Source organism: Kitasatospora sp. NPDC030952 (assembly GCF_055571335.1).
In genome coordinates this window covers 965405-991108 of record NZ_JBVIFM010000001.1, presented here as the reverse complement: position 1 = coordinate 991108, position 25704 = coordinate 965405, and the positions used below count along the sequence as shown (strand labels likewise).

27 protein-coding genes are annotated in these 25704 nt (G+C 72.7%); 10 read left to right on the top strand and 17 right to left on the bottom strand.

Annotated elements, in window-relative coordinates; translation table 11 throughout:
- Window positions 1–22 precede the first annotated feature (22 nt).
- From ACZ47G_RS04575 to ACZ47G_RS04565, 3 genes are all read left to right on the top strand, one after another.
- Window positions 23–1180, top strand: a complete 1158-nt coding sequence (locus ACZ47G_RS04575) for a LacI family DNA-binding transcriptional regulator (RefSeq protein WP_380452502.1) — start codon at window positions 23–25, stop codon at window positions 1178–1180.
- A 171-nt stretch (window positions 1181–1351) separates the two neighbouring features.
- On the top strand, window positions 1352–2728 hold the full coding sequence (locus ACZ47G_RS04570) for a metallophosphoesterase (RefSeq protein WP_465739940.1): 1377 nt from the start codon (window positions 1352–1354) through the stop codon (window positions 2726–2728).
- A gap of 377 nt (window positions 2729–3105) precedes the next feature.
- Window positions 3106–3948 (top strand): hypothetical protein, encoded by an 843-nt coding sequence (locus ACZ47G_RS04565; protein WP_465739938.1) that lies wholly within the window; start codon window positions 3106–3108, stop codon window positions 3946–3948.
- A gap of 49 nt (window positions 3949–3997) precedes the next feature.
- On the opposite strand, the gene ACZ47G_RS04560 is transcribed toward ACZ47G_RS04565, so the two are convergent.
- Window positions 3998–4966: an aldo/keto reductase gene (locus ACZ47G_RS04560; protein WP_465740035.1), complete on the bottom strand. Its 969-nt coding sequence runs from the start codon at window positions 4964–4966 to the stop codon at window positions 3998–4000.
- 21 nt (window positions 4967–4987) lie between these two features.
- Window positions 4988–5587 carry an NADPH-dependent FMN reductase gene (locus tag ACZ47G_RS04555; protein ID WP_465740034.1) on the bottom strand — a complete coding sequence of 200 codons (600 nt, stop codon included), beginning with the start codon at window positions 5585–5587 and terminating at the stop codon, window positions 4988–4990.
- Between the two features lie 101 nt (window positions 5588–5688).
- Between ACZ47G_RS04555 and ACZ47G_RS04550 the strand changes: the two genes are divergently transcribed.
- Entirely contained in the window at window positions 5689–6525 is an 837-nt protein-coding gene (locus ACZ47G_RS04550; RefSeq protein ID WP_465739937.1) for a helix-turn-helix domain-containing protein, read from the top strand.
- A 40-nt stretch (window positions 6526–6565) separates the two neighbouring features.
- Here the strand turns inward: ACZ47G_RS04550 and ACZ47G_RS04545 are convergent, their stop codons facing one another.
- Complete coding sequence (locus ACZ47G_RS04545) at window positions 6566–7462, bottom strand: LysR family transcriptional regulator (RefSeq protein WP_465739936.1); 897 nt, start codon at window positions 7460–7462, stop codon at window positions 6566–6568.
- 147 nt (window positions 7463–7609) lie between these two features.
- Here ACZ47G_RS04545 and ACZ47G_RS04540 point away from each other — a divergent pair, with 147 nt between their 5' ends.
- The gene (locus ACZ47G_RS04540; protein ID WP_465739935.1) at window positions 7610–8014 is read left to right on the top strand and encodes a VOC family protein; all 405 of its coding nucleotides are present in this window, start codon (window positions 7610–7612) and stop codon (window positions 8012–8014) included.
- A gap of 66 nt (window positions 8015–8080) precedes the next feature.
- Here the strand turns inward: ACZ47G_RS04540 and ACZ47G_RS04535 are convergent, their stop codons facing one another.
- A complete protein-coding gene (locus tag ACZ47G_RS04535; RefSeq protein ID WP_465739934.1) occupies window positions 8081–8908 on the bottom strand; it encodes a helix-turn-helix transcriptional regulator in 828 nt (275 codons plus the stop codon).
- A 114-nt stretch (window positions 8909–9022) separates the two neighbouring features.
- On the opposite strand from ACZ47G_RS04535, the gene ACZ47G_RS04530 reads away from it, so the two are divergent.
- Window positions 9023–9469: an SRPBCC family protein gene (locus ACZ47G_RS04530; protein WP_465739932.1), complete on the top strand. Its 447-nt coding sequence runs from the start codon at window positions 9023–9025 to the stop codon at window positions 9467–9469.
- A gap of 144 nt (window positions 9470–9613) precedes the next feature.
- On the opposite strand, the gene ACZ47G_RS04525 is transcribed toward ACZ47G_RS04530, so the two are convergent.
- From ACZ47G_RS04525 to ACZ47G_RS04515, 3 genes are all read right to left on the bottom strand, one after another.
- Window positions 9614–10102, bottom strand: a complete 489-nt coding sequence (locus tag ACZ47G_RS04525; protein WP_465739931.1) for a DUF5994 family protein — start codon at window positions 10100–10102, stop codon at window positions 9614–9616.
- A gap of 497 nt (window positions 10103–10599) precedes the next feature.
- Window positions 10600–11373, bottom strand: a complete 774-nt coding sequence (locus ACZ47G_RS04520) for a DUF2637 domain-containing protein (RefSeq protein ID WP_465739930.1) — start codon at window positions 11371–11373, stop codon at window positions 10600–10602.
- A gap of 88 nt (window positions 11374–11461) precedes the next feature.
- The gene (locus ACZ47G_RS04515) at window positions 11462–11680 is read right to left on the bottom strand and encodes a hypothetical protein (protein ID WP_465739929.1); all 219 of its coding nucleotides are present in this window, start codon (window positions 11678–11680) and stop codon (window positions 11462–11464) included.
- 26 nt (window positions 11681–11706) lie between these two features.
- Between ACZ47G_RS04515 and ACZ47G_RS04510 the strand changes: the two genes are divergently transcribed.
- Window positions 11707–13422 carry a terminase gpP N-terminus-related DNA-binding protein gene (locus ACZ47G_RS04510; protein ID WP_465739928.1) on the top strand — a complete coding sequence of 572 codons (1716 nt, stop codon included), beginning with the start codon at window positions 11707–11709 and terminating at the stop codon, window positions 13420–13422.
- Between the two features lie 165 nt (window positions 13423–13587).
- Here the strand turns inward: ACZ47G_RS04510 and thiC are convergent, their stop codons facing one another.
- The 4 genes from thiC to ACZ47G_RS04490 all read right to left on the bottom strand — a co-directional run bounded on the left by thiC (window position 13588) and on the right by ACZ47G_RS04490 (window position 17119).
- The gene (thiC, locus tag ACZ47G_RS04505; RefSeq protein WP_465739927.1) at window positions 13588–15402 is read right to left on the bottom strand and encodes a phosphomethylpyrimidine synthase ThiC; all 1815 of its coding nucleotides are present in this window, start codon (window positions 15400–15402) and stop codon (window positions 13588–13590) included.
- A gap of 319 nt (window positions 15403–15721) precedes the next feature.
- The gene (locus tag ACZ47G_RS04500) at window positions 15722–15922 is read right to left on the bottom strand and encodes a DUF5326 family protein (RefSeq protein ID WP_188305823.1); all 201 of its coding nucleotides are present in this window, start codon (window positions 15920–15922) and stop codon (window positions 15722–15724) included.
- A gap of 181 nt (window positions 15923–16103) precedes the next feature.
- Complete coding sequence (gene tenA, locus ACZ47G_RS04495; protein ID WP_465739925.1) at window positions 16104–16772, bottom strand: thiaminase II; 669 nt, start codon at window positions 16770–16772, stop codon at window positions 16104–16106.
- Between the two features lie 29 nt (window positions 16773–16801).
- A complete protein-coding gene (locus ACZ47G_RS04490; RefSeq protein ID WP_380452479.1) occupies window positions 16802–17119 on the bottom strand; it encodes a cupin domain-containing protein in 318 nt (105 codons plus the stop codon).
- A gap of 140 nt (window positions 17120–17259) precedes the next feature.
- Here ACZ47G_RS04490 and ACZ47G_RS04485 point away from each other — a divergent pair, with 140 nt between their 5' ends.
- A complete protein-coding gene (locus ACZ47G_RS04485) occupies window positions 17260–17640 on the top strand; it encodes a phage holin family protein (RefSeq protein ID WP_465739924.1) in 381 nt (126 codons plus the stop codon).
- A gap of 104 nt (window positions 17641–17744) precedes the next feature.
- On the opposite strand, the gene ACZ47G_RS04480 is transcribed toward ACZ47G_RS04485, so the two are convergent.
- On the bottom strand, window positions 17745–18167 hold the full coding sequence (locus ACZ47G_RS04480; protein WP_465739923.1) for an SsgA family sporulation/cell division regulator: 423 nt from the start codon (window positions 18165–18167) through the stop codon (window positions 17745–17747).
- 335 nt (window positions 18168–18502) lie between these two features.
- Between ACZ47G_RS04480 and ACZ47G_RS04475 the strand changes: the two genes are divergently transcribed.
- A complete protein-coding gene (locus tag ACZ47G_RS04475) occupies window positions 18503–19045 on the top strand; it encodes an NUDIX domain-containing protein (RefSeq protein ID WP_465739922.1) in 543 nt (180 codons plus the stop codon).
- 75 nt (window positions 19046–19120) lie between these two features.
- Here ACZ47G_RS04475 and ACZ47G_RS04470 read toward each other — a convergent pair whose 3' ends face one another.
- From ACZ47G_RS04470 to pdhA, 4 genes are all read right to left on the bottom strand, one after another.
- Entirely contained in the window at window positions 19121–20677 is a 1557-nt protein-coding gene (locus tag ACZ47G_RS04470; protein ID WP_465739921.1) for a globin domain-containing protein, read from the bottom strand.
- Window positions 20678–20921: 244 nt separating this feature from the next.
- The gene (locus tag ACZ47G_RS04465) at window positions 20922–22229 is read right to left on the bottom strand and encodes a dihydrolipoamide acetyltransferase family protein (protein WP_465740033.1); all 1308 of its coding nucleotides are present in this window, start codon (window positions 22227–22229) and stop codon (window positions 20922–20924) included.
- Window positions 22230–22234: 5 nt separating this feature from the next.
- Window positions 22235–23230 carry an alpha-ketoacid dehydrogenase subunit beta gene (locus tag ACZ47G_RS04460; RefSeq protein WP_465739919.1) on the bottom strand — a complete coding sequence of 332 codons (996 nt, stop codon included), beginning with the start codon at window positions 23228–23230 and terminating at the stop codon, window positions 22235–22237.
- On the bottom strand, window positions 23230–24369 hold the full coding sequence (gene pdhA, locus ACZ47G_RS04455) for a pyruvate dehydrogenase (acetyl-transferring) E1 component subunit alpha (protein WP_465739918.1): 1140 nt from the start codon (window positions 24367–24369) through the stop codon (window positions 23230–23232). The genes ACZ47G_RS04460 and pdhA overlap by 1 nt, the downstream gene beginning before the upstream one ends.
- A gap of 164 nt (window positions 24370–24533) precedes the next feature.
- Between pdhA and ACZ47G_RS04450 the strand changes: the two genes are divergently transcribed.
- Complete coding sequence (locus tag ACZ47G_RS04450; protein WP_465739917.1) at window positions 24534–24980, top strand: Lrp/AsnC family transcriptional regulator; 447 nt, start codon at window positions 24534–24536, stop codon at window positions 24978–24980.
- A gap of 16 nt (window positions 24981–24996) precedes the next feature.
- Here the strand turns inward: ACZ47G_RS04450 and ACZ47G_RS04445 are convergent, their stop codons facing one another.
- A complete protein-coding gene (locus tag ACZ47G_RS04445) occupies window positions 24997–25581 on the bottom strand; it encodes a TetR/AcrR family transcriptional regulator (protein WP_465739916.1) in 585 nt (194 codons plus the stop codon).
- Window positions 25582–25704: the final 123 nt, after the last annotated feature.

The window sequence follows — 25704 nt, the reverse complement described above, 5'->3', positions numbered from 1 at the left end:
GGAGCCATACGATCGGTCCGCCATGACAGCAGCAGCCAACCAGAGCGGTCGGCGTCCCACCACCTCAAGGCGTCTGGAGCGGGCCGGCATCCGGGATGTGGCAGCAGCCGCCGGAGTGTCGATCACCACCGTCTCCGACGCGCTGAACGGAAAGGGCCGCCTGCCCGACGAGACCCGCAGCCGGGTGCGCGAGGTCGCCGAGCGCCTCGGCTACCGCCCCTCGGCGGCAGCCCGCACCCTGCGCACCGGACGGTCCGGCCTGATCGGGCTGACGGTCACGACCTACGGCGAAGAGCCCTTCACCTTCACCGAGTTCGCGTACTTCGCCGAGATGGCCCGGGCCGCCACCAGTGCCGCCCTCGGCCGCGGCTACGCGCTGGTGGTGCTGCCCGCCTCCTCCCGCCACGACGTCTGGGGCAACATCGCCCTGGACGGCACCGTGGTGATCGACCCGCCCGACCAGGACCCCCTGGTCAGCGAGCTGTACCGGTCCGGCGTGCCGGTGGTCAGCGACGGCAAGCCCGGCAACTGCCCGGTCACCGCCTGGGTCGACAACGACCACGAGGCCGCCGTGCTCGGCATCCTCGACCACCTCTCCGAAGCCGGCGCCCGCCGGATCGGCCTGCTCACCGGCACCAGCACCGACACCTACACCCGGCTCTCCACCGAGGCCTACCTCGGCTGGTGCGCCAAGGTCGGCCAGGAGCCGGTGTACGAGGCCTACCCGGCCCACGACCCGGCGGCCGGGGCCGTCGCCGCCGACCGGCTGCTCGCCCGCCCGGACCGCCCGGACGCCGTGTACGGCCTGTTCGACCCCAACGGCACCGACCTGCTCGCCGCCGCCCGCCGCTACGGCCTGCGGGTGCCGGACGACCTGCTGCTGGTCTGCTGCAGCGAGAGCGACGTCTACGCGGCCACCGAGCCGCCGATCACCACCCTCTCGCTGAAGCCGCGCAAGATCGGCACCACCGTCGTCAACCTGCTCATCGACGCCATCGAGGGAGTCGACTCCGGGACGGGCGTGGACATCGCCCGGCTCTTCCCGCCGCGCTTCCGCACCGCCGGCACCGGCCCGCCGCCCGGCACCCTGATGCCGACCGAGCTGATCGTCCGGGCCTCCTCCCAGCGACGGAGCCCGCGCACCACCGTCAGCCCGCCCCGGACGCCGGGCGAGGTGTAGCGCAGGGGGCGGGACCACGGCGAAAGGCCGACGGAACGCCCACGAAAAGCCCACGAGACCCTACCGAGCCGGGACAAAACGGACCGTGCGCGAGCGCCCGGCTGACGCTCCGGAGGATTGGATACCCACCAGGTGACGACGGCGGGAGAGTGGTCTTCCTATGATGGGCGAATGACACCCGAGGACCGCTTCCCCGGACCTGAGCACCCCCACTCAGGCCCCCGCCACCAGCCGGACCTCGACGTGCTGCCGTACGGCACCTACTACGAACCCGAGCCCACCCCGGGCTACCAGAGCGCCCCGTACGAAGCGGAGACCTACAGCGGCTACGGCGGCGCCCGCTACCTGGAGCAGCACTGGCCCGGCGACGGCCAGGAACACGGACACACCGTGCACGCCCAGGCGCCCGGCACCGACCACGGCGCGGTCGACCAGCAGCCGGCGTTCTCGCACCGGAACCAGGGCGGTTACGAGGGCGGCTACGAGCCCCAGGAGCAGCCCGGCTACGAGCCGCAGGAGCAGTCCGGCTACGAAGCCCAGGACCGCTCCGGCTACGAGCCCCAGGAGCACCCCGGCTACGAGCCCACCCTGCCCGACCAGCCCTCCCCGGCCCTCCAGCTCGGCGAGCAGCACCCCGGCCGGCCCGCCGACCGCGACGACCCGCCGACCATCGAGCTCGGCCCGCCGCTGCCCGACCCCGCCGCGCCGACCTACCCGTACCCGGCCCCAGGCCCCGGCGAGCCGCCCGGCCCGGTCTACGTCGTCGGCGACGTGCACGGCTACCTGGAGGAGCTGCGCACCGAACTGCACCACCAGGGCCTGATCGACGCCGACGGCCACTGGTCGGCCGGCCGGGCCCGGATCTGGTTCCTCGGCGACTTCACCGACCGCGGCCCGGACGGCATCGGCGTCATCGACCTGGTCATGCAGCTCGCCGCCGAGGCCGCCGCGGCCGGCGGCTACTGCCGCGCCCTGATGGGCAATCACGAGCTGCTCTTCCTCGGCGCCGCCAAGTTCGCCGACGAGCCCGTCCAGTCCACCGCCGGCACCGCCTCCTTCCTCGCCGCCTGGCGGCTCAACGGCGGCCAGCAGAACGACCTGGACCGGCTGGAGGCCCACCACATCAGCTGGCTCTCCCGGCTGCCCGCGATGGGCCTGGAGGACGGGCACCTGCTGCTGCACTCCGACACCACCGCGTACCTGGAGTACGGCGAGTCCATCCCCGACGTCAACGACGCGGTGCACAGCCTGCTCGCCGACGGCAGCGTGGACGAGTGGTGGGACTGCTTCCGCCGCTTCACCAAGCGCTTCGCCTTCCGCGGCGACGCCGGGCCGACGGCCGTCCACGAGCTGCTGGACACCTTCGGCGGCTCCCGGATCGTGCACGGGCACAGCCCGATCCCGTACCTCACCGGCGCGGTGCACGCGGACGACGGGCAGCCGCCGCACATCCCGGGGCCGTACGTGTACGCGGACGACCTGGCGGTGGCGATGGACGGCGGGGTCACCATGGAGGGCCGGCTGCTGGTCGCCCGGCTGCCGATCTGACCGTTCGATGAGCCCGACCGTTCGATGAGTCCAACCGTTCGATGGTCCGACCGTTCGATGATCTGATCTGCCGATCCGACTCATCCTCCGATCGTCCGACGATCCGACCCTTCACCCGACCCGACGTCAGTCGACGGCATCACCAGAACAGTTGTTCCCGGCGCGCACACCCCTGCACGCGCGCGGCCCGGGGCGCGAAATTCCGGAAACCGACTGTCAGCCCGGCCGCTCCCGCCCCTACCATGAGGCACACCACACCCGGCCGCCCGTCCGGCGGCCCGCCTCCGCGCCCGCCCCGGCGCCCTGAGGGTGTCCCGCGTCCCCGATGCGGTCCCGCGTCCTCGCTGTCGGCCGGGGTCCGCATGAACGGGGTCCCCATGTCCAACCCCCCGCCGCTGCTCGCCGAGGACCGCCCGGAGTACGAGCGCCTCCTCGGCGAAGCCCTGCGCGACCGCACCGTCCTCACCGCCCTGCGCACCCCCGGCGCGCTCACCGCCGACCAGCTCCGCGTCCTCGCCCTGCGCGACGCCGACCGCATCAACACCGCGGCCGCCACCGAGTACGCCCACTACACCGCGCTGCGCGAGAGCCTGCGCGCGACACCCCCGCCGCCGACCGACGTCGAACCGTACGCCCCCGGACTGCTCAGCCAGCTGCGCTCCGCCAACGGCGGCGCCGGGCTCTTCCCCGTCCTCACCGTGCTCACCCCGATCCTCGCCTGGGCCGCCGCACTCGTCCTGCTGCTGGTCGGCTACCTGCTGCGCGCCACCGACTCCGGGCTCGCCCTCGGCCGCTCGATGGTCACCGCCGGCTGGGTCGCGCTCGCCGCCGGCGTCGCCGCCATGGCCGTCGGCGTCATCGGCCTGCTGCTCACCGCCATACGCGACGGCGCCGCCGCCGTCCCGGCCGGCACCGACCCGGAACTCGCCGCCGAACTCGCCGCCGCCCGGGGCGAGTGGCGCGCCGCCCTGCGCGACCGCGGCCTGCTGCCGTACCTCCACACCCAGCTGCCGGCCGTCCCCGGCCGCCCGGCCCCCGGCTTCACCAGCCCGGACTTCACCGGCCCCGGCTACAGCCCGCCGGCCTTCACCAGCCCGGGCTCCGACAACATCACCGACCCGGAGGGCCGCACCGCCCGCCCCGCCGCCTTCACCCCGCCCGACTTCACCGGGCCCGGCTACACCCCGCCCGACTTCACCGGCCCGGACGACGTCGGCTGAGCCGCACCGGGGCCGCCGCCGTGCGGCCGGCCCGTGCCACCGGCCCGGCTCAGAACCCGGTCGGCAGCCGCGGCGTGTACGGCGCCTCCAGGGCCGCGCGTTCGTCCGCGCTCAGCCGGACGTCCAGCGCGGCCACCGCGTCGTCCAGGTGCCCCGGCCGGGTCGCGCCCACGATCGGGGCGGTGACCAGCGGGTTGCCCAGCACCCAGGCCAGCGCGACCCGCGCCATCGGCACCCCCCGGCCCTCCGCGACGGCCTGCACGGCGTCCACCACCGGCCGGTCCACGCCCGCGAAGAACCGCCCGGCCACCGCGTCCCCCGCCGAGCGGGCCGTCGACCGCCCGTACGGACGGGCCAGCCGCCCCGAGGCGAGCGGGCACCACACCAGGCTGCCCACCCCCTGGTCGGCGAGCAGCGGGAACATCTCCCGCTCCTCCTCCCGCTGCACCAGGCTGTACTGGTGCTGCATCGACGCGAAGGGCGGACCGCCGGCCAGGGCCGCCGCGTGCTGCAGCTTCGCGAACCGCCAGGCCCACATCGAGGACGCCCCGACGTACCGGACCTTCCCCGCCGCCACCACCTCGGCCAGCGCCGCCACCGTCTCCTCCACCGGGGTCGCCGGATCGAAGCGGTGCAGCTGGAAGAGGTCGAGGTGGTCGGTGCCCAGGCGGGCGAGCGAACCGTCGACCTGCTCCAGGATCGCCCGTCGGGACAGCCCCGAACCGCCCGGGCCGTCGTGCATCGGCAGGCCCGCCTTGGTCGCCAGGACGACGTCCTCGCGCCGGGTGTAGCGCCGCACCGCGCGGCCGACCAGCTCCTCCGAGGCGCCGCCGCCGTACACGTTGGCGGTGTCCCAGAGGGTGATCCCGAGCTCCACGGCCCGGCGGAAGACCGGCCCGGCCGCCTCCTCGTCCAGCGCCCAGGGGTTGTGGCCGTGCCCGCCGCCGCCGAAGCCCATGCAGCCGAGCGCGATCCGGCTGACCACCAGCTCGGTGCCGCCGAGCTTTCCGTACTCCATCACGTCCTCACCTCCCCCGGCTCAGGCCGGGTACGGGGCGGCGGCCCGGGCGTTCTTCAACGCGGACGCCCACCAGGCCAGTTGGTCGAACATGGCCTTGGCGTAGCCGGCCGCCTGCGGGTCGTCCGGGCGGCCGTCCGTCCAGGCGGTGAAGTAGTTCGGGAAGGCCAGGCCGTCCCGGACGGTCACCGCGTGCAGCTCGCTCAGCACGTTCTCCAGGTGCAGCACCGCGTGCCGGCCGCCGGCCGCGCCGCCGTAGCTCACGAAGGCCACCGGCTTGGCCGTCCACTGGGTGAAGTGCCAGTCGATCGCGGCCTTCAGCGAGGCCGGGTAGCTGTGGTTGTACTCCGGGGTGACGATCAGCACGGCGTCCGCGTGCTCCAGCGCCCCGGTCAGCCCCGCCATCCCGGCCGGGCGGGGGTAGTCGGCGCCGGCGTACTTCGGCGGGGCGGCGGGCAGCGCCAACGGCAGCTCCACCTCGGCCAGATCCACCACCTCGACCTCGAACCCCCCGTGAGAAGCGGCCTGTTCGGCCACCCACGAGGACACCACCGGGCCGAACCGGCCCTCCCGGACGCTGCCGACCAGGACCACCAGCTTGTGCGTGCTCTTGTTCTCCATGGCCACCACGATCCGCCCGCCGGACGGCCCCAGCCAGACCGTGCCCAGACTGGCCCCCACAGGGCCACCCTCCGTACCAGCCCCACCCGTACGCTCGTCATATGGGCACACCACTGGGGGACTTCATCCGCGCCAAGCGCGACAGCATCCAACCCGAGACGCTCGGCCTGCCGGACCACGGCCGCCGCCGCTCACCCGGACTGCGCCGCTCCGACCTCGCCCTCCGGGCCGGCATCAGCGTCGAGTACCTGACCCGGCTGGAGCAGGGCCGCGACCGCAACCCCTCCACCGCCGTGGTCAACACCCTCGCCGACGCGCTCAGCCTCGACGCCGCCGAACGCACCCACCTGCGCTACCTCGCCAAGATCACCGGCGGTGCCTGCCCCCACCACGTCCGGCCGGCCCCGCCCAGCCGCGACGTCCGCCCCACCGTCCGGGAGACCCTCCGGCTGCTCGAACCGGGCATCGCCGCCGTCACCAACCGGCTCGGCGACGTCCTCGCCCACACCCCCGGCTACGCCGCCGTCCTCGGCGCCGCCGGCCTCCTGGACCACCCCGCCCCCAACCTCACCCGCTACGTCTTCACCGACCCCCGCGCCCGCGCGCTGTTCGCCGACTGGGACGACATCGCCGACGAGCAGGCCTTCGACCTCTGGCTCGGCCCCACCGCCGAGAACTCCGAATGGTTCAGCACCGAACTCGCCCCCGTCGCGGGCCCCGAGTTCACCCGCCGCCTCGCCAACCAGCTCGTGCCCCGCCGCGGCCCGCTGCGCCTCCGGCACCCCAGCGGCCCCGAACTCCGCCTCCACCGCGAGACCCTGGAGTTCCCCGCCGACGCCCAGCAACTCCTCGTCCTGCTCCCCGCCGACGCCGAAACCGCGGCCCACCTCGCCGAGTTGACCGCCCCGGCACCGGCCCGCCTGCGCGCGATCTCCTGAGCTCCCGCAACCGGGCCCCTATCAGGCCCCTATCAGGCCGCTACCGGGCCGCCACCTCGGCGGCCACCTCGGCGGCGGCGCGGATGAACTCCCGGACGCGCTCGGTGGTGTTTGCCGGAAGCCAGACCGGCCCGCGCCGGATCGGCGGGGCGTCGTGGATCGGGACGTAGGCGAGGTCGGGGCGCGGGTAGTAGCGCCGGCAGTGCTCGCCGACCGGGAGCACGCCCCGGCCCATCGCGACCAGGCTGAGCATCTCGGAGAAGGTGCTGCCCGAGGGGCCCTTGGGGACGGCGCGGCCGGCCGGGGTGCGGTCGGGGGTGCGGTCCCGCTTGAAGCCGATCGAGGTCACCGCCGGGTACTGCACCACCGGGTGGTCCCCGAGCACTTCGAGCGACACCGAGGCCTCGGCGGCCAGCGGGTGCCCGGCCGGCACCGCCAGGGCGCGCCGCTCGGTGAGCAGCACCGGGCCCAGCGACATCCCGTCGAAGGGGTAGGAGGCGACCAGGATGTCGATCGAGCCGTCCTCCAGGCTGGAGCGGGAGTTGGAGAGCTGCACCTCCCGGACGTCCACCCGGCAGTCCGGGTGCCGCTCGCCGAACAGCGCGACCGCCCTGAGCAGTACCGGGGCCGTCCACTCGCCGAGGAACGCCACCCGCAGCTCGCCGGTCACCCCGCGGCCGGCGTCCACCGCCCGGCGCAGCGCCTCGTCCATCGCGGCCACCAGCGGGGCGAGGTCCTCGGCCAGTTGCCGTCCGACCGGGGTGAGCCGCACGGACCGGCTGGTGCGCTCGAACAGCGGTGCGCCGATCCGGCGCTCCAGCTTCCGCACCACCTGGCTGACCCGGCCGGTGGTCAGGCCCAGCAGCTCGGCCGTCCGGCCGAAGTGCAGTTCCCCGGCGAGCGCGAGGAAGACCTCGGTCTCCAGCCGCTCCAGCATGCCGCCCCCGCCCCTCGGACCCGCATCGAACCCGCATCGTTTAGTCCCGCTCAACGATCGTACGGTGATCCGGCATTGATGATCGCTCCGGGGCGGAGGATCGTGGACCTCGTCACCAGCGAACCCACACCACCGGAGCCGATCACCATGCGCGTCGTAGCCCTCGACCACCTGGTCCTCAACGTCGCCGACATCGAGCGGTCGCTCGCCTTCTACACCGGCCTGCTCGGCATGGAGCCGGTCCGGGTCGACGAGTGGCGGGCCAGCAAGGTCTCTTTCCCGTCCGTCCGGGTCAGCGGCGAGACGATCATCGACCTCTTCCACCGCCCGCGCCACGAGTCCAACGTCGACCACATCTGCCTCACCGTCGAACCCCTCGACTGGCAGGAGGTCGTCGACTCGGGCGTCTTCACCGTCCTGGACGGCCCCGGCCCCCGCTACGGCGCCCGCGGCACCGCCACCTCGCTCTACGTCCAGGACCCGGACGGCAACACCGTCGAACTCCGCTGGTACCCCCAGGACGCCGCCGGCGCCGCCGACGCCACCAGCTGAACCGGCCGTGCCGCACCGGGAGGCCCCCTCCTGCCTCCGGGCGCGGCACTTCCGCGCGTGCCGCCGTCAACTTCGGTCTGCGGGAAGCACATTCAGCGATCCCTGCGCTGATGCCGGACGCGGACCAGGAGCGAGCAGCCGGCGCAACGCGGTGGGTGTGTGTCCCACGTGCTCGCGGATGGTGCGGGTCAGGTGCGCCTGATCTGCGAAGCCAAGCTGTGTTGCCAGGTCGGCGAGGCTGGACGCGCCCTCGGCGATTCGGTCCATGGCCCGGGTGACGCGTACGCGGTTACGGTAACGGGTCAGCGAGACACCCATCTCCTGTGAGAACGCCCGGCTCAGTCGATAGGGCGACACCGCCAGCAACTCGGCCAGCGCGCAGAGCCCTCCAGCGCTCGGAGCCTCTTCGGTGATCGCCTCACGCGCCGCAGCCACCAGCACTCGATCGGCCGGCCGCGGAGGCACGATCGGCTCGTCGGCCGCCGCCGCGACCAGCCGCAGCAACGCCTCCGTCAGCGCGTAGTCGATGTCACCGGTGCCCGCGGCAGCGACCAGGCGCCGGTGGGCGAGATCGACGCGCGCGTCCACGTACACGGTCGTCGCAGTGGGAGGGCGTCCGAGGAGGGAGGGCTCGAAGCTGACCGACGTGCAGACATCGCCGCCGGCCGGGTGCGCGAAGCGCTCTTCCTCACCGGGCGCGCCCAGGTAGGCCATGGTCGGGTCCAGATCGGCATCGGTGCCGTCGGTCGACCGCCGGAACCTGCCGCGTCGCACCAGCACCAGGCGGTGGTCATCCCGGGTCTCCGGCTGGGACCACCGGGTGTGGTCGGAGCGGCAACCCACCACTGCCACGGTGAACTCGGGCCGGTCGGCGAGCGTGGTGACGGACAGCATGCTCCGGACAGTACGCGCCGGGTAGGACAGTACGGACCGCAAGGATCTTCAAGACCTTCATGGCCGTCGCCCCGGATGCTTGGGGTCACCTGACGACACGAAGGGAGCCACCACATGGCCTCGATCCACAAGGAATTCGTCATCGACGCCCGCCCCGAAGCGGTGTGGGCGGTGCTCAGCGACTACGGCGCGGTGCACGAGCGACTGGCACCCGGGTTCGTCACCGACACCCGCCTGAGCTCGGACACCCGCACCGTCACCTTCGCCGACGGCACGATCGTGCTCGAACGGCTCGTCGACCTCGACCACGAGGCGATGCGGGTCGCCTACACGGTCATCGGCGGCAGCCTCCACCCGTCCCACCACCACGCCTCCATGCAGGCCCTTCCGGAGGCCGGTGGCCGGACGAGATTCGTGTGGCACACCGACGTCCTGCCCGACGCTCTGGCCACACCGATCGCCGAGTCCGTCGAGCACGGTTCGGCGGTCATCCGCCGCACGCTGGAGGCCGTGTCATCGCCCCGGCCCGAGCCGGCACCAGCCTCGACCCCCGCTCGATGACACGACCGCTGAGCGCCGCCCCGAGACTGGAAACTCCCTCGGGACGGCGCTCAGCGCAGGTCAGTCGGCCGGCGGTACGGCTCCGTGATGCTTTTGCTGATCTTCACGGCTGAGCTTCACGGCTGATCTTCGGGTAGGCCGACTTCAGCCCGGCACCAGCACATCGGCGAGATGCCGGCGACCGGCGCAATACAGGAGTTCTGCCGCCGGGGTGTGGTTTCCGGTTGCCGCGGCACCTGCCATCGCCGAGGCAGCCGTGGCCGGGTCGGTGCCGGGCGGCACCACCAGCAGCAGGAAGTGGTCCTGGAGGCCCCGGGTAACGCTGATCGTCGCGTCGCTGCCGGTGAACCAACTGATCCTGATCGTCAGGCCGTTCGCCGCGACGGACCGGGGCACGCCGTCCCAGGCCGCGGTGTCGAGGCCGACCCGGACGATGCGGCCCAAGTGGGCGCCGAGCGCGGTGATCAGGTCCGGCAGTTCGGCGACGACATGGTTCGAACGGGGCCACCAGGCCCCGTCGAAGACGCCCTCCCGCGACATCGTCGGCTCCAGTTCCAGCCGTGGCAACAGCGGGACGCCGGGCGCCGACCACGGCCCGGAAGAGGAAGAGGCGGGGAAAGGATTCAGCAGCATCACGTGGAGCCGCCCGTCCGGTCCGGGAAGGACCAATCATGACCCAGGGCGACGTCGACGCTGATGCCGGTGTGCGTAATGTCCTTGGTTGTCTCCCACGTTACTCCGCCGCGGTCCTGCCCGGGCCGCCGGCCATCTTCCGCAGCGCCCCAGGTCGAGTACCTGCTCGTCCGCGACCACGACGGCCGGTGTGAAGGGCTGGTCACCCGCACCGGGCTCCGTCCTTTCCTGGCCCACTCGCGGTGCAGCGAACGGACCCCGGTCAGCACCACCACGCACCAGCGCGGCCCGTTCACGTGGCCGACGATGGGCCTGGCCTGGCCGCGCTCGCGATGCGGATCAAGCACCTGACCGTCTGGCCCGTCGTCGGCGACGACGGCTACCTCCTGGGCGTCCTCACCGCAGACCGCGCCGCCGTCCTGCTGGCCGACGCGCTCGCCGGAACGTCGCTCCGGGAGACCTCTCAGCCGCCCGGACCTGCGACCGATGACCACGGTTCACCGGCGCGCCCTGTGCCCGGCCTGACGGTCCAGGCGCTGGCGCGGACCCCGAGCGGCGGTGAGTTGGCGCACCAGTTGATGGAGTGAGATGACGCCGGTGAGCGGCGGCAGCCCGGCGACGACGACGGCGGACGGCGTCCAGGAGGCGTCGGCGATGCACAGTCCGGCCGCGAGGCCGGAGAACAGCACGACCACGACCCAGGAGTGGAACGGCTGACGTCCGTGCTGGACGGCGCGCAGGACCGACAGACAACCCGCGAACCACGGCCCGTAGACGACCACCGGCCACAACTGCGACAGTCCGCGCGGCACGCGTGAGAACGCCAGTTCCTGCAACGGGCCGTAGGAGAACACCCAGCCCAGCACGCAGGCCGCGGTGACCGTCACCGCCGTCAGTGCGCCGAACACGGAGCTGATCAGCTGGGGCCAGGCCGGGCGGGGAAAGGGAGACCGTCGGCGATGCCGAGAGACCGACGGGCCGACCGGTCGGCCGGACCCGGTCGGGCCGGACGAATCGACCGGCGCGCGCGGAGGGGGCACGAACGCCGTCTTGTCCTCCCAACCGCCGGCCGATGCGGCGATGGAGCTGAACGCCCGCGAGTCGCCGTACGCGATGCCGAGGTCATAGGTGAAGCCGTCGTCGTACCAGTCGCCTGCCGGACGGGTCGCCTCGCGGACACGGTCACGGGGCGTGGCCCATGCCTCGTCGTTCGACTCGCCGTAGCCGCGGTCCCCGTACCCGCCGAGAAGATCGGTCACACGGTCGTACACGGCACGCTCCCCACCCGGTCGCCCGGCTGCGGCTTGATCCGGCTCCCGGCCCGGGCCCGCGCCGGGAGTCCCGGTACGAGTGGCGGCGTCATGATTCGACCGAGCAGTACAGGGGGCCGATCCGCGCGGCGAAGTCGCTCTCCAACTGGCTGATCTTCCGCACGAAGTCGGCCAACGCGCGCGAGGTGTGCGCCAGGACGACGCGCTCGCCGTTGCGCGACAGGTAGCCGGTGGACACGTCGCCCACGGCGTTCCGGCGGTCGGGGACGAAGAGCCACGCCCCGAGCGAGGCGACCGGCTCCCGCACGGGGGGTGACGAGGCGTAGGGCAGGCATGGTGAGGTCACGGTTCATCAACGAGGAGCGGCGAGTCCCGTTTTTACGGCATCCAGGCGTCCTTCCATATTCGATATCGGAGATGCTCCACAAAATTACCCAGGGGGTGGCGCAGGGGGATGGGTCTTTTTTCGGCGACTACAGAACGTCCCCAAACAAGCCGAGTAGGGGTAATCCTATACTCACCAGCGACACTGCTCACCAAAAATCCCCACGTAAAACAATTGCAAGAGAAACGTTCCTTCTCCCAGGCCGGTGCTATGTTTCCGACTTGCTCACGGCATATTCATCGACTTGCGTCGGGTCAGCTTCGACCCCGGGAGGCTTCTTGCTCAGCGGGAGGGAATATCTGGAAGCGGTTAGGCTTCATCGCCAGGGATGGTCAATAATCAGGATCTCCCGACACCTCGGGCGTGATCGAAAAACGGTGAGGTCCTACCTTCGTGGGGAGCGGATCCCGGGCATCCGAATTTCTTCCCAGGACGGCTTCCTCCAGTTCCTGCCGTACTGCCGCCAGCGCCTCGTCGAGGACCCGCACCTCGCCGCGACCGTCCTCTTCGACGAGGTCGTCGACCTCGGCTATCCGGGCGGCTACTCGACCTTCACCCGGGCCCTGCGCAGACACCGGACCCGGCCGCGCTGCGAGCAGTGCCAGGACGCGGCTACGGCCGCGAGCAGCCCGTCGGCCGCCCAGCAGAGCGAGGTGGCCGTCGAGTTCGACTGGCTTCGGCTTCCCGAGCCGCCGGTGAGTTGGGGCTACGGCCACCGGGCGTGCCTGCTACTGGGCTCGCTCACCAGCCCCGGCACGGACGCCGGCACCGGCATCGGCCGTTGGTCGGTGGCGTTGGCGGAGGACCAGGAACTGGCCCCCCTCGTGGAAGCCGTCGACCTCGTGCTGAAACGGCTCGGCGGCACTACCGGGTGCTGGCGGTTCGGCCGGACGCCGACCGTGTGGTGCCCGAGGACCGACCGGGTGACACCGGCGTTCCGGCAGGTGGCCGGGCACTACGACGTGCGCGTCGAGTGCCGCCGGCCGGCCGACCAGCGTTCGTACACGCGCCGGACCCTCGACGAGGCCCTCCGCTTCTGGTGGCGCACGGTGACGACCGACACCACCCTCCAGGACGCCCAGGACAGCCTGGCCCGGCTCGCAGCACGCCTGGACACCCGGCGCGGGAGCACCGGCGACGCACGCCCGGCGGCCGACGGCCCGCGCACGGGCACGGGCACGGGCACCGCAGCACTTCGGGAACTGCCCGCCACGCCCTACCCAGCCCGCGTCCGCGCCCGCCGTACCGTCACCGCCCAGGACCTGGTTCCCTTCCGCGGCAACTTCTACGTCATGCCGGACCTGGTCGGCGCCCAGGTGGAGGTCCGCCGGCGCCTCGACCAGCCCTACCTGTCCATCGCGACACCCGCCGGAGCCGTCATCGCCCGGTACCCGCTCGCCCCGGAGGGGGCCGGGCTGACGGTCGTCGAGCGCAGCAGCGCCATCGCCGTACTGGAGCGGCGCCCGACACCGGCACTCACCGATGCCCCGTTCTGCCGACGGAACACACCGCGTCCGCCGTCCCCGCAGGCCCTGGCCGAAGCCGACGCGCTACGCGCCCGATTCAAGGTCCCGCCCGCCGGTCGCCCCGGCGAGGAGCAGAACACCGCGACGCCGCGGGTGCCCTCCCAACGGGCCCGCCCGGCCGACAACGCCGGGAGCTGAGTGGCCGTCACACGCTTCACCGGCGGTGGCGGCAACGCCGTGGGCCGTATACGACCTTCTGCACAGCCGTGAAGCACCGTATCGGCAGCAGCCCCGGACGGCGCGACGGGGTGCTGTCGCGGGATCTCAGGCATCCCAGGACAGCACCCCGTCGTGCGGCAGTGGTCAGTCAGCGAGCGGGAGGTACACCCGGTTGCCCTGGGCGGCGAACTCGGCGGACTTCTCGGCCATGCCGGCCAGCGCCTCGGCGTCGAAGCCGCTGGTGACGGCCGTGGAGCCGTCGCCGTGCTCGTCGCGGATCTTCTGGGAGATCTTCATCGAGCAGAACTTCGGGCCGCACATCGAGCAGAAGTGGGCCGTCTTGGCGGGTTCGGCCGGGAGGGTCTCGTCGTGGAACTCCCGGGCGGTCTCCGGGTCGAGGGCCAGGTTGAACTGGTCCTCCCAGCGGAACTCGAAGCGGGCGTCGGAGAGGGCGTCGTCCCAGGCCTGGGCGCCGGGGTGGCCCTTGGCGAGGTCCGCGGCGTGGGCGGCGATCTTGTAGGTGATCACGCCGGTCTTGACGTCGTCCCGGTTGGGCAGGCCCAGGTGCTCCTTGGGCGTGACGTAGCAGAGCATGGCGGTGCCCCACCAGGCGATCATGGCGGCGCCGATGCCCGAGGTGATGTGGTCGTAGCCGGGGGCGACGTCGGTGGTGAGCGGGCCGAGGGTGTAGAACGGCGCCTCGTCGCAGATCTCCTTCTGGAGATCCATGTTCTCCTTGATCTTGTTCATCGGGACGTGGCCCGGGCCCTCGATCATCACCTGGACGCCCCGCTCGCGGGCGATCCGGCCGAGCTCGCCGAGGGTCTGCAGTTCGGCGAACTGCGCCTCGTCGTTGGCGTCCGCGATGGAGCCGGGGCGCAGGCCGTCACCGAGCGAGAAGGTGACGTCGTAGCGCGCCAGGATGTCGCAGAGTTCCTCGAAGTTGGTGTAGAGGAAGTTCTCCTGGTGGTGCGCCAGGCACCAGGCGGCCATGATCGAGCCGCCGCGCGAGACGATGCCGGTCTTGCGGCGCGCGGTGAGCGGGACGTACCGCAGCAGCACGCCGGCGTGGACGGTCATGTAGTCGACGCCCTGCTCGCACTGCTCGATGACGGTGTCCCGGTAGACCTCCCAGCTGAGCTCCTCGGCCTTGCCGTCGACCTTCTCCAGGGCCTGGTAGAGCGGCACGGTGCCGATCGGCACGGGGGAGTTGCGCAGGATCCACTCGCGGGTGGTGTGGATGTTGCGGCCGGTGGAGAGGTCCATGACGGTGTCGGCGCCCCAGCGGGTCGCCCAGGTCATCTTCTCCACCTCCTCCTCGATCGAGGAGGTGACGGCGGAGTTGCCGATGTTGGCGTTGATCTTCACCAGGAAGTTGGTGCCGATGATGGCCGGCTCGACCTCGGGGTGGTTCACGTTGACCGGGATGACGGCCCGGCCGCGGGCCACCTCGTCCCGCACGAACTCGGGCTCCAGGCCCTCGCGCAGCGCCACGAACTCCATCTCCGGCGTCACCACGCCCCGCTTGGCGTAAGCGAGTTGGGTGACGGCGACACCACCGCGGCCGCGCAGCGGGCGGCGCGGGCGGCCGGGGAAGACGGCGTCCAGGTTGCGCAGGTCGCCGCCGCGCGGGGAGGTGTGCTTGATCCCGTCGTCCTCGGGGCGCGCCTCGCGGCCGTCGTACTCCTCGACGTCCCCGCGCTGGCGGATCCAGGAGTCGCGCAGGGCGGGCAGCCCGCGCCGCACGTCGGGCTCGTACGCCGGGTCGGTGTACGGGCCGGAGGTGTCGTACAGCGGGACGGTCCGGCCGTTGGTGAGCTGCACCTCGCGGTACGGGACCCGCAGGTCGGGGCGGGATCCGTCGCGGTAGGCCTTGCGCCAGGCCGGGGTGGGGTAACCGGTGCGCTCGCTGCTGGGGGCGCTGTGGGCAGGCTGCGGCTGTGCTTCGAACGTGGTCATCTGACCTCTACTCCCTACGCCGGCATTACCCGGTCCAGGTTCCTGCGGTCGACGCAGCCGTCGGTCCGTCCGTCGACGGTCCGGTCAGCGCCCTCTCAGCCCGGTGCTCCGAGCTCCCGCGTCGCAGGCGGTGTTGCCTGCACATGACGCCCAACACGGTAGCGAGCCGATCGCCGCAGGTCCAGACGGTCTCCGAACGGAACCGGCCGGGCGACGACCGCCGGAAGGACCCGGACGGACGGCGGGAACGCCGAGGCCCGGCCCCCGCGGACGGGGTGCCGGGCCTTCGGAAGTGCTCCGCGCGGCGGGCGGAGCAGGGTCAGCTCTTGGCGGCCTTCTTGACCAGGATCACCACGGCGGCGGCGATGCCGACGACCACCAGCAGCTTGATCACGATGCTCAGCAGGGCGCCGACCACGCCGAACACGAAGGCGATGATGTTCCAGGCCAGCACCAGGACCAGCACCGGGATGACGATGTTGCGCACCCAGGAGGGCAGCGACTTCCAGAGCTCAGCCATGTCGGTTCCTCTTCTCCCCTCGGGCCGGCTGCCGTTCGGTGGCCGCATCCCGCTTGCTTCCGATGCTTCGATCGTACGGGGGCGCAAGCGGCGGAACGAGGGCCTGCGGCCCGGAGAGAACCCCTAGATCACCCCTATCCGCACCCCCGGGAAGACCCCCGAGAAACGGCGGGGGGCCGGGTCAGACCGGCCAGCGCTCCCCGCGCCAGGCGGCGTCCCAGAACATCCACTCGTAGCGCGAGGTGGTCCTGAAGTGCTCGACCACCCGGCGCCGTTCGGCCGCCGACAGCTCCTCGCCGAGCCGGTCGGTGAGCGCCAGCACCCGGCGCACCACGGATTGGAAGGCCTCGTCGCCGTAGGTGGCGATCCACTTGGCGTACAGCGGGTCGGGGGAGCCCTGGGCGAGCAGCGCCTCGCCGACCCGGGCGTAGATCCAGTAGCAGGGCAGCACCGCACCGAGCGCCTCGGCGAACGACCCGCCGTACACGGTGGCCAGCAGGTAGCTGGTGTAGGCCCGGGTGGTGGGCAGCACCGGTTCGGCGGCGGCCTGCTCGGCGGTGCCGCCGAAGGCGGTCAGGAACTCGGCGTGCATCCCCTGCTCGGCGGCCAGCGCGCCGACCGCGTCGTCGGCGAAGGCCCGGACGTCGGCCTCGCCGGGGGCCTTGGCGGCGCAGACGGCGAGCGCGCGGGCGTAGTCGCGCAGGTAGTGGGAGTCCTGGACGACGAAGTGGCGGAACGCCTCGCGCGGCAGGGTGCCGTCGGTGAGGCCGCCGATGAAGGGGTGGGCGAGGATCTCGGCGTAGATCGGCTCGATCGACGCCCAGAGCTCGTCGGTGAGGCTGCGGGTCATACGACCGACCCTACGACGGGCCGACGGGCTCAGTCCTCCGGCGGGGAGAACACCACCAGGACCCGCAGTTCCTCGGTGATGTGGTGGAAGCGGTGCGGGGTGCCGGCCGGGACGTACACCACGGTGCCGCGCGCGACGGTCGTGGTCTCGGCGCCGACGGTCAGCTCGGCCCGGCCGCTGATCACCTGGTAGATCTCGTCCTGGTCGTGGGCGGTCTGGGTGTCGGTGTCGCCGGGGGAGAGCGCGTACAGGCCGGCGGACATCCGGGGTTCGCGCAGGAACCGCAGGTACGCGCCGTCGTTGGCCGCCCGCTCGGCGTCCAGTTCGTCCAGCCGGAACACCTTCACCGCTGCCGTCCTCCTCCGTCACCCGCGCTTCGGCGGTCCGCCGGGCCCGTCCCGTCCACCTCCCGGACCAGGGGCATTCAACACCAACTCCTCCTGCGGGAGCTTCCCCCGGGCCGGGGCGCCTGTCAGGCTTGGGCGGCATGAAGGGTTTCGTCATCAAAACACTGATCAACGCGGCGGCCATCTGGGTCGCCGCCTGGATCGTCAGCGGCATCCAACTCGCCGAGGGCAAGGCCGACTGGCAGCACAAGGCGCTGACGGTGCTCGGCGTCGCCGTCGTCTTCGGGCTCATCAACTGGCTGATCAAGCCGGTGGTGAAGCTGTTCTCGTTCCCGTTGTTCATCCTCACGCTGGGCCTGATCACCTTTGTGATCAACGCCCTGATGCTGCTGCTCACGTCCTGGGCGTCGACCAAGCTGGAGCTGGACTTCCACGTGGTCAACTTCGGTTCCGCGCTGGTCGGTTCGCTGATCATCAGCCTGGTCGCCTGGGGTCTGCACCTGGCCCTGGACGACGACTGACCCCGTCGTGCGCGGTGTCGCACGCGGACGCGAGAGGGGCCCGTGCCCGGGTGTTCCACCGGGTGCGGGCCCCTTCGTCGTATCCGGGTGCTCACCCCGGGGACTCACCCCGCGTCGCACCCCCGGAGGATGTCCGCGAGCTGGGCGTCGAGTTCCCGTCCGGTGAGTTCCTGCCCCATCGGCACCAGCCGGTCGGTGCGCGCCAGGAAGGCGATCAGCGGGGGCGCGGGGGCGCGCAGCAGCGCGTCCCCGTTGGGGGAGTGCAGCTCGATGGAGACCTCCGAGAGCTCCCCGCCGACCGGGTGGATGCGCACGTCACCCTCGCCGGCCGGGCCGCTGAGGCCGTCGAGCAGCAGCTCGCGCGCGAACACCCAGGTGACCGGGGCGTCGCCGGGGAGGTGGAAGGTGCACCGGACCGCGTACGGATCGCCGGTCTCGTACGCCAGGTCCACCACGAGACTGAAGGACAGCTCGGGCGAGACCACGAGGCTCATCACCAGGTGCCCCTGGACTGTGCTGTGCTGCATGGCGCCAGTACCTCTCTTCTGCCCGGCCTCGGCGTGTGGGGATGAGGGTTCCGCCGGCGGCCGGACATGGTTTCGACGGTTTTGGGCAAGCAATCCACGTTCGATCCTCATCGTCCATGTTTGGGCATGTCGTGGACAAGATGTGCTTTTTCACATGGTGAACGAGCGGCCCCACCGGGCCCGGCACGGAGCGTGCGGGGACGAACGGGCGGATCCAGCGGCCGAACGGCGGGCCTCGAAGCGCCCACGGCGGGCCCATTCCCCCCATCCCGGGCGTTTCGACCCCGGCCCGGCGCGGGACACTCCCGCACAACGCGCCAGCCCCGGAGGTCGCCATGAGCCCCGACAACCGAACCCCGCCGCCGCGCCCGGTGGTCAAGCGGACCGCGCGGGCGATCCTGCTGGAGCTGGACCCGGACGATCCGCACGGCCCGGCCTCGATCGTGCTGATCCGGCGGGTCCGGCCCGGGGCGCCGCACCCGTACTGGATCACCCCGGGCGGCGGGGTCGAACCCGAGGACCGCACGGTGGTCGAGGCGCTGCACCGCGAGGTGGACGAGGAACTCGGCGGCAAGGTCGTGGACGTGGTGCCCGCCTTCGTCGACACCATCAGCCACACGCACCATGACGACGGCACCCTGCTCCACCCGCACGGGGTGAAGGTGCAGCACTTCTTCGTCTGCCGGCTGGCCTCGATGGACCTCAGCCGCCGGCACGGGCCCGAGGTGACGGACCCGAACGGCGAGTACGAGGTGGTCCGGCTGCCGTTCACCCGCGAGGGCGTGACCTCGGTGAACGTCGTCCCGCCCCGGTTGCGGGCGTACCTCGCGGCCAACATCGAGGGCATCCGCGCGCTCCTCGCTCCCGACCTCGGCTGACCACCGGGCCGCCGGCCCGGCCACTGCCCCTGCCCTGCCGCCGCCCCGCTCCTGCTCCTGCTCCTGCCCCGGCCGCTATCCCGCCGCCAGTTCGCCGACCAGGTCGTGCCGGATCCGCTCGGCCGGCAGGCCCGCCCGCAGCAGCACCCCGACTCCGCGCCGGACCATCGCGGGCGGACCGCTGAGCACCGCCTCCCGGCCGGCCCACGGGCCGAACCGGCCCACCACCTCGGGCAGTTCACCGGTCAGCACGCCCTCGGCCGGTCCGGTGCCGGACAGCACCGGCCGTACCGTCAGCCAGGGCAGCCGCCCGGCCAGCTCGCGCAGCGCGTCCAGCTCGTACAGCTCGGCGGCGCTCCGGGCCCCGTAGAACACCTCGACGCTGCCCCCGGACGCGCCGTGCTCGGCCGCCTCCTCGACCAGGGCGCGGATCGGCGCGATGCCGGTGCCGCCGCCGAGGCAGAGCAGGTCGGCGCCGGCGGTGTGGTCGACGGTCATCGAGCCGGCCGCCGGGCCCAGCCGCAGGACGTCCCCGGGGGCGGCCCGGTGCACCAGCGCGTTGCTCACCCAGCCCGCCTGGACGGCCTTGACGTGGAAGGTCAGCAGCCCGTCCGGGCGCGGTGCGGAGGCGAAGGAGTAGGGCCGCCAGACCCGCGGCCACCAGGGCGTCTCCAGGCTGCAGTACTGACCGGCCCGAAACGGGTAGGCCTGGTCCGGGCGGACGGTGAGCACCGCGACGTCCCGGGTGCGGTGCTCGTGCCGGACCACCTCGCCCTGCCACCAGGGCGGCGAGGTGCGGGCGGCCTCCTCGGCGGCCTCGATCATGAGGGTGGAGATCAGCCGGTAGGCGCGGCGCCAGGCCAGTTCGGTCTCGGCGCCCCAGCGGCCGCCCGCGTACCGGGCCAGCGCCTGCACCAGGCACTCCCCCACCGGGGCGTAGTGGCCGGTCAGGGTGCCGTAGCGGCGGTGGCCGCGGCCGAGCGCGCTCAGCCGGGTGCGCAGCGCCGCCGGGTCCTCGGCGCCGCGGGCGGCGGCCAGCAGGGTGCGGAACAGCCGGTCGCGCTGGACGTCCATGGCGGCGGGGAAGAGCGAGCGGACCTCGGGGTGGTGCAGGAAGAGCAGGGCGTAGAAGTGCGCGGTGGCCCGGTCGGCGACCGGCTCGACCACCGCGAGGCTGGCCCGGATCAGCTCGATGTCCCGTGCGGTGAGCGGGAGTTCGACGCCGGAGGCGGCGGCGATCGGCACCACGCCGACCGGTGTGCCGGGCGCGACAGGCCCGGCGGCCTCCTCGGCGGACGGCAGCGCCGGGTACGGCCCGGCGGCCGGCTGGGCAGCCCAGGCGTCGCTCCACCTGTCGCCGGGGCCGGCCCAGTTGAGGCTGGGGGCAGCGGTGAGCAGCGGCTGGAAGGAGGGTGCGGTGCCGGTGATCGAGGGCGGCTCCGGGTAGCTGGGCGCGGGGACGGCCGGCGGCTCGGTGGGCGGGGGCGGCACGACCGGCGGCAGGTGCACCGCCGTGGGCGGCAGGTCGGGCGGGTCCGCCGGCACCGGCGGCACCTCCGGCAGGCCCGGGACGGAGGCGGCCTCCGCCGAGCCGTGCCCGGTGCGGATCAGGAGTGTTCTGCGGGACTTCACCGCAACGTTTCGAGTACCCAAGAGAATCGTTTCGCCTCCGGCCGGCCTGCGCCACCACCTGGCTTGTCTCTGCTGACGCCTAGGCAGCGTGGCACGCCCGAACTGCTCATCCGACAAATCAGGTGAAGCCCGCACGCCCGGCCCGGGAACGCGCTACTCTCGCTCGATCGGCGGTCGCCCTGAGTGCCGAGCAGCACACCCAGGGCGACCCCGCCCTGCTCGGAGCGGTCCCGCTCCGGCCCGCTCAGAGCTGCCGCAGCAGCATCCCCGGCTGTTCGACACAGTCGGCCACGAACCGCAGGAACCCGCCCGCCGTCCCGCCGTCGCAGACCCGGTGGTCGAAGGTGAACGACAACTGGGTCACCTCGCGGACCGCCAACTCTCCGCCGTGCACCCAGGGTTTGGCCACGATCCGGCCTACCCCGAGCATCGCCGCCTCGGGGTGGTTGAGGATCGGGGTGGAGCCGTCCACGCCGAACACCCCGTAGTTGTTCAACGTGAAGGTGCCGCCGGTCAGTTCGGCCGGAGTGAGCGACCCACCGCGCGCCGACTCGGTCAACCGGGCCAGCTCATCGCCGAGTTGCTCGGTGCTGCGCGTGTGGGCGTCCCGGACCACCGGGACGACCAGTCCGCGCTCCCCCTGGGCCGCGAAGCCCAGGTGCACCGCCGAGTGCCGGACGATGCCCGAACCGTCCTCGGTCACACTGGAGTTGAGCTCGGGGAAGCGCGCCAGCGCCACCGTGCAGATCCGGGCGAGCAGCGCCAGCACGCTCACCTTCGGACCCGGAGTCGCATTCAACTGCCGTCGCAGCGCCATCAGTTCGGTGGCGTCGGCGTCCACCCAGCAGGTCGCGGCGGGAATCTCCCGGTGGCTGCGGCTGAGCTTCTCGGCCACCGCCTTGCGCAGCCCGCGCAGCGGGACGACGTCGTCCCCCGGAGCCACGACGGCCGGAGCGGCCACCACCGGAGCGGCCACCTTGGCCGCGACCGCCCGTTCGACGTCCGCCCGCATGATCAGCCCGTCCGGCCCGCTGCCGGTGAGCGCGGCCAGGTCGACCCCCTGCTCCCGGGCCAGCCGCCGCACCAGCGGCGAGATCACCGGCACCACGACCGGAACGGTCGGAGCGACGGGGGCAATCGGAGCGGTCGGCGCGACCGCGACCGCCACCGGGGCGGCAGCCCCGACCCGGCGCCGCCGTCCACCCCTGCTCTCGGCCACCCCGTACCCGACCAGCGGCCGCTCGACCTCCGCCGACAGCGCGGCCGGAGCCTCCGGAGCGCCCTCCGGGGAAGCGTCCGAACCCGCCGAGGCCACCGCGACCGTCACCAACGGCGCGCCCACGGCGATCTCCTCGCCCTCCGCGCCGTACCGCGCGGTGACCACCCCGCCGTACGGGCAGGGCACCTCCACCACGGCCTTGGCCGTCTCCACCTCCACCACCGGCTGGTCGACCGCGATCACCTCGCCGACCTCGACCATCCAGCGCACCACCTCCGCCCCGGTGAGTCCCTCACCGAGGTCGGGCAGCCGGAACTCCCGTACGACGGGCATCATCCTCAGTCCTCCCACTGCAGCCGGGCGACCGCGTCCAGGATCCGGTCCACTCCGGGCAGGTGGTGGTGCTCCAGCATCGGCGGCGGGTACGGGATGTCGAAGCCGGTCACCCGCAGCACGGGCGCGGCCAGGTGGTGGAAGCAGCGCTCGGTGATCCGGGCGGCGATCTCCGCGCCGGTACCGCCGAAGCCGCTCGCCTCGTGCACCACCACGGCGCGCCCGATCGAGCGCACCACCCGGGTGACGGTCTCGTCGTCGAAGGGCACCAGGGTGCGCAGGTCGAGCACCGCGAGGTCCCAGCCCTCGGCCTGCGCCGCCTCGGCCGCCTCCAGGCAGACCGGCAGCGAAGGGCCGTAGGTGATCAGCACGGCGGAGGTGCCGGTCCGCCGCAGCGCGGCCTTCCCGATCGGCTCGACCGGCACGGTCGGGTCGAGGTCGGCCTTGCCCCAGTAGAGCCGCTTGGGCTCCAGGAAGACCACCGGGTCGTCGGAGGCAATCGAGGCGCGCAGCAGCCCGTAGGCGTCGGCGACCGTCCCGGGGGTGACCACGTGCAGGCCGGGGGTGCTGGCGTAGTACGCCTCGGAGGCGTCGCTGTGGTGCTCGACGCCGCCGATGCCGCCGCCGTACGGGATGCGCACGGTGATCGGCAGCGGCAGCTTGCCCGCCGTGCGGTTGCGCATCTTGGCGACGTGCGAGAACAGCTGCTCCAGTGCCGGGTAGGCGAAGGCGTCGAACTGCATCTCGACCACCGGGCGCAGCCCGTACATCGCCATGCCGATCGCGGTGCCGAGGATGCCGGCCTCGGCGAGCGGGGTGTCCAGACAGCGGTCGGCGCCGAACTCGGCGGTGAGCCCGTCGGTGATCCGGAAGACGCCGCCGAGCGCGCCGACGTCCTCACCGAGCACATGGACCGTCGGGTCCTCCCGCAGGGCGTCCCGCAGCGCGGAGTTGAGCGCCTGCGCCATGCTCAGGGTACGGGGGGGAGTTGCAGTCGACATCAGTGCTGCACCTCGGCTTCGGCGGCCAGCTCGGCGGCCAACTGGGCTGCCTGCTCCCGCAGTTGCGGGGTCAGCTCGGCGTAGACATGGGCGAACAGGGCCATCGGGTCGAGCTCCGGCTCGGCATGGAACTCGGCCCGCATCCGGGCCGCCAGCGCCTCGGCCTCGTCGGCCGCCTGCTGGACCAACTCGTCGTCCAGGATGCCGAGTTCGCGCAGAGCGCGGTCCATCAGCAGGATCGGGTCGTGCTCCCGCCAGGCCTCCACCTCGGACTCGGTGCGGTAGCGGGTGGCGTCGTCGGCGTTGGTGTGGGCCTCGATCCGGTAGGTCAGCGCCTCGACCAGGGTCGGGCCGTCGCCGGCGCGGGCGCGCTCGACCGCCTCGCCGAGCACCGAGTGCAGGGCGGGCGCGTCATTGCCGTCCACCAGCCGGCCCGGCATGCCGTAGCCGACCGCCTTGTGGGCGAGGCTGGGCGCGGCGGACTGCGCGCTGAGCGGGACGGAGATCGCGTAGCCGTTGTTCTGCACCAGGAAGACCACCGGCGCCCGCAGCACGGCGGCGAAGTTCAGCGCCTCGTGGAAGTCGCCCTCGCTGGTGCCGCCGTCGCCGAGCAGGGCCAGCGCGACCACCGGCTCGCCGCGCAGCCGGGCGGCGTGGGCCAGTCCGACGGCGTGCGGGGCCTGGGTGCCGAGCGGGGTGCAGAGCGGGGCGGTCCGGCTGGCGCGGGGGTCGTAGCCGGTGTGGGCGTTGCCGCGCAGCAGGGTCAGCGCCTCCAGCGGGTCGACCCCGCGGGAGACCACCGCGAGGGTGTCGCGGTAGCTGGGGAACAGCCAGTCGCGCTCGCCGAGCACCAGGGCGGCGGCGACCTGGCAGGCCTCCTGCCCGGTGGACGCCGGGTAGACGGCGAGGCGGCCCTGCTTGGTCAGGGTGGTGGCCTGCTGGTTGTAGCGGCGGCCGACGACGAGTCGCCGGTAGAGCTCGCGCAGCAGCGCCGGGTCGTACTTCTCCAGCGCGGGGGTGCCGAGCACCCGGACGGGGGAGACGTCCGGGAGGAGCGGGGCCGGATCGGTGCGCGGGGCGGCGGCCCCGGGCATCCAGCCGGGCACTCCGGTGTGGTGTCTGTGGTCGAGAACGGTCATCTCGGGGCACCTCCATGGGTGGCGGGGGCTCCCTACCGATTGTTCGGTCGTCTGTTCACTTTGACCAGAAGCGTGACAAGGTGGTGGACATTCGGCCCGAGTGGCGGTCGACTGGTGGCAGTGTGTCCAATCGTCGAGGGTGGGGGGTCATGTCGGCTGAACAGATGTCCAGACTCGACCGGGTCGACCGGTCGATCCTGCGGCTGCTGCAGCAGGACGGCCGCGCCTCGATCCGCTCGGTGGCCGAGCGGGTGCACGTGTCCCGGGCCAATGCGTACGCCCGGATCTCCAGGATGGTCGAGGACGGCATCATCCGCGGCTTCACCGCCCGGGTGGACCACGAACGGGCAGGTCAGGGCGCGTCCGCGTACATCACCCTGAAGATCGTGCAGAACTCCTGGCGCACCGTGCGGGAGCAGCTGCTGACGCTGCCCGGGGTCGCCCACATCGCCCTGGTCGGCGGGGACTTCGACGTCCTGCTGCTGGTGCACACCGCCGACAACCACGCCCTGCGGGAGCTGGTGCTCAACCGCATCCAATCCATCCCGCAGGTGCTCGGCACCCAGACCATGCTGGTGTTCGAGGAGACCGACCAGGTGCCGCCTGATTAAGGTGCCCGGCGACCGCCTACCGCGCGCGCAGCCCGTCGAAGGCCAGGTGCACCACGGCGTCCGCGACGCCGTCGGCCGCCTTCAGCCCCGGCCGGTACCACTCCACGATCGAGTTGATCATCCCGAACAGCAGCCGGGTGGCCAGCCGCGGCTCCACGTCCCCGCGCAGCGAGCCGTCCGCGACGGCCGCCCGCACCAGCTCCGCCACCTGGTGGTCGAAGTCCCGGCGCCGCTCCAGCGCCCACAGCTCGGTGGCCGTGTTGCCGCGCACCCGCAGCAGCAGGGTCACGTACGGCAGCTCCGCCAGCAGCACCTCCGCGGTGCGCCGCACCACGTGCTCCAGCCGCTCCACCGCCGGGCCGGTCACCGCCGCCGGCTCGGCCAGGATCGCGAACAGCCCGTCCAGCGCCCGCCCGACGGCCAGCCGCAGCAGTTCCTCCTTGCCGCGGACGTGGTGGTAGATCGAGGACTTGGAGATCCCGGCCGCCCGGGAGAGGTCCTCCATCGAGGTGCCGTCGTATCCGCGCTCGTTGAACACGTCGACGGTCACCGCGAGCAGTGACTCGACGGTGTAGGCGGTGCGCGTGGTGTGATCGGCCATCCTCCGAGTATCCCCGGCCGCCCCGCGCGGTACGCGATCGGGTCCAGCTGGTCCACACCAGCCGGAGAGTGGACCCCCTAGACTCGGCGGACGATCGTCCACGTCCAGCAGCCTGGGGTTCGC

Bases quoted from the DNA above. Each gene is read 5' to 3' on its own strand.
- ACZ47G_RS04475 (WP_465739922.1), top strand. From the start codon at position 18,503: ATGAGCCCCGACAACCGAACCCCGCCGCCGCGCCCGGTGGTCAAGCGG.
- ACZ47G_RS04485 (WP_465739924.1), top strand. From the start codon at position 17,260: ATGAAGGGTTTCGTCATCAAAACACTGATCAACGCGGCGGCCATCTGG.
- pdhA (WP_465739918.1), bottom strand. From the start codon at position 24,369: ATGACCGTTCTCGACCACAGACACCACACCGGAGTGCCCGGCTGGATG.
- ACZ47G_RS04565 (WP_465739938.1), top strand. From the start codon at position 3,106: ATGTCCAACCCCCCGCCGCTGCTCGCCGAGGACCGCCCGGAGTACGAG.
- ACZ47G_RS04450 (WP_465739917.1), top strand. From the start codon at position 24,534: ATGTCCAGACTCGACCGGGTCGACCGGTCGATCCTGCGGCTGCTGCAG.
- thiC (WP_465739927.1), bottom strand. From the start codon at position 15,402: ATGACCACGTTCGAAGCACAGCCGCAGCCTGCCCACAGCGCCCCCAGC.
- tenA (WP_465739925.1), bottom strand. From the start codon at position 16,772: ATGACCCGCAGCCTCACCGACGAGCTCTGGGCGTCGATCGAGCCGATC.
- ACZ47G_RS04500 (WP_188305823.1), bottom strand. From the start codon at position 15,922: ATGGCTGAGCTCTGGAAGTCGCTGCCCTCCTGGGTGCGCAACATCGTC.
- ACZ47G_RS04445 (WP_465739916.1), bottom strand. From the start codon at position 25,581: ATGGCCGATCACACCACGCGCACCGCCTACACCGTCGAGTCACTGCTC.
- ACZ47G_RS04535 (WP_465739934.1), bottom strand. From the start codon at position 8,908: ATGCTGTCCGTCACCACGCTCGCCGACCGGCCCGAGTTCACCGTGGCA.
- ACZ47G_RS04465 (WP_465740033.1), bottom strand. From the start codon at position 22,229: ATGCCCGTCGTACGGGAGTTCCGGCTGCCCGACCTCGGTGAGGGACTC.
- ACZ47G_RS04575 (WP_380452502.1), top strand. From the start codon at position 23: ATGACAGCAGCAGCCAACCAGAGCGGTCGGCGTCCCACCACCTCAAGG.
- ACZ47G_RS04560 (WP_465740035.1), bottom strand. From the start codon at position 4,966: ATGGAGTACGGAAAGCTCGGCGGCACCGAGCTGGTGGTCAGCCGGATC.
- ACZ47G_RS04555 (WP_465740034.1), bottom strand. From the start codon at position 5,587: ATGGAGAACAAGAGCACGCACAAGCTGGTGGTCCTGGTCGGCAGCGTC.
- ACZ47G_RS04570 (WP_465739940.1), top strand. From the start codon at position 1,352: ATGACACCCGAGGACCGCTTCCCCGGACCTGAGCACCCCCACTCAGGC.
- ACZ47G_RS04460 (WP_465739919.1), bottom strand. From the start codon at position 23,230: ATGTCGACTGCAACTCCCCCCCGTACCCTGAGCATGGCGCAGGCGCTC.
- ACZ47G_RS04525 (WP_465739931.1), bottom strand. From the start codon at position 10,102: ATGCTGCTGAATCCTTTCCCCGCCTCTTCCTCTTCCGGGCCGTGGTCG.
- ACZ47G_RS04550 (WP_465739937.1), top strand. From the start codon at position 5,689: ATGGGCACACCACTGGGGGACTTCATCCGCGCCAAGCGCGACAGCATC.
- ACZ47G_RS04510 (WP_465739928.1), top strand. From the start codon at position 11,707: ATGGTGAGGTCACGGTTCATCAACGAGGAGCGGCGAGTCCCGTTTTTA.
- ACZ47G_RS04480 (WP_465739923.1), bottom strand. From the start codon at position 18,167: ATGCAGCACAGCACAGTCCAGGGGCACCTGGTGATGAGCCTCGTGGTC.
- ACZ47G_RS04530 (WP_465739932.1), top strand. From the start codon at position 9,023: ATGGCCTCGATCCACAAGGAATTCGTCATCGACGCCCGCCCCGAAGCG.
- ACZ47G_RS04545 (WP_465739936.1), bottom strand. From the start codon at position 7,462: ATGCTGGAGCGGCTGGAGACCGAGGTCTTCCTCGCGCTCGCCGGGGAA.
- ACZ47G_RS04540 (WP_465739935.1), top strand. From the start codon at position 7,610: ATGCGCGTCGTAGCCCTCGACCACCTGGTCCTCAACGTCGCCGACATC.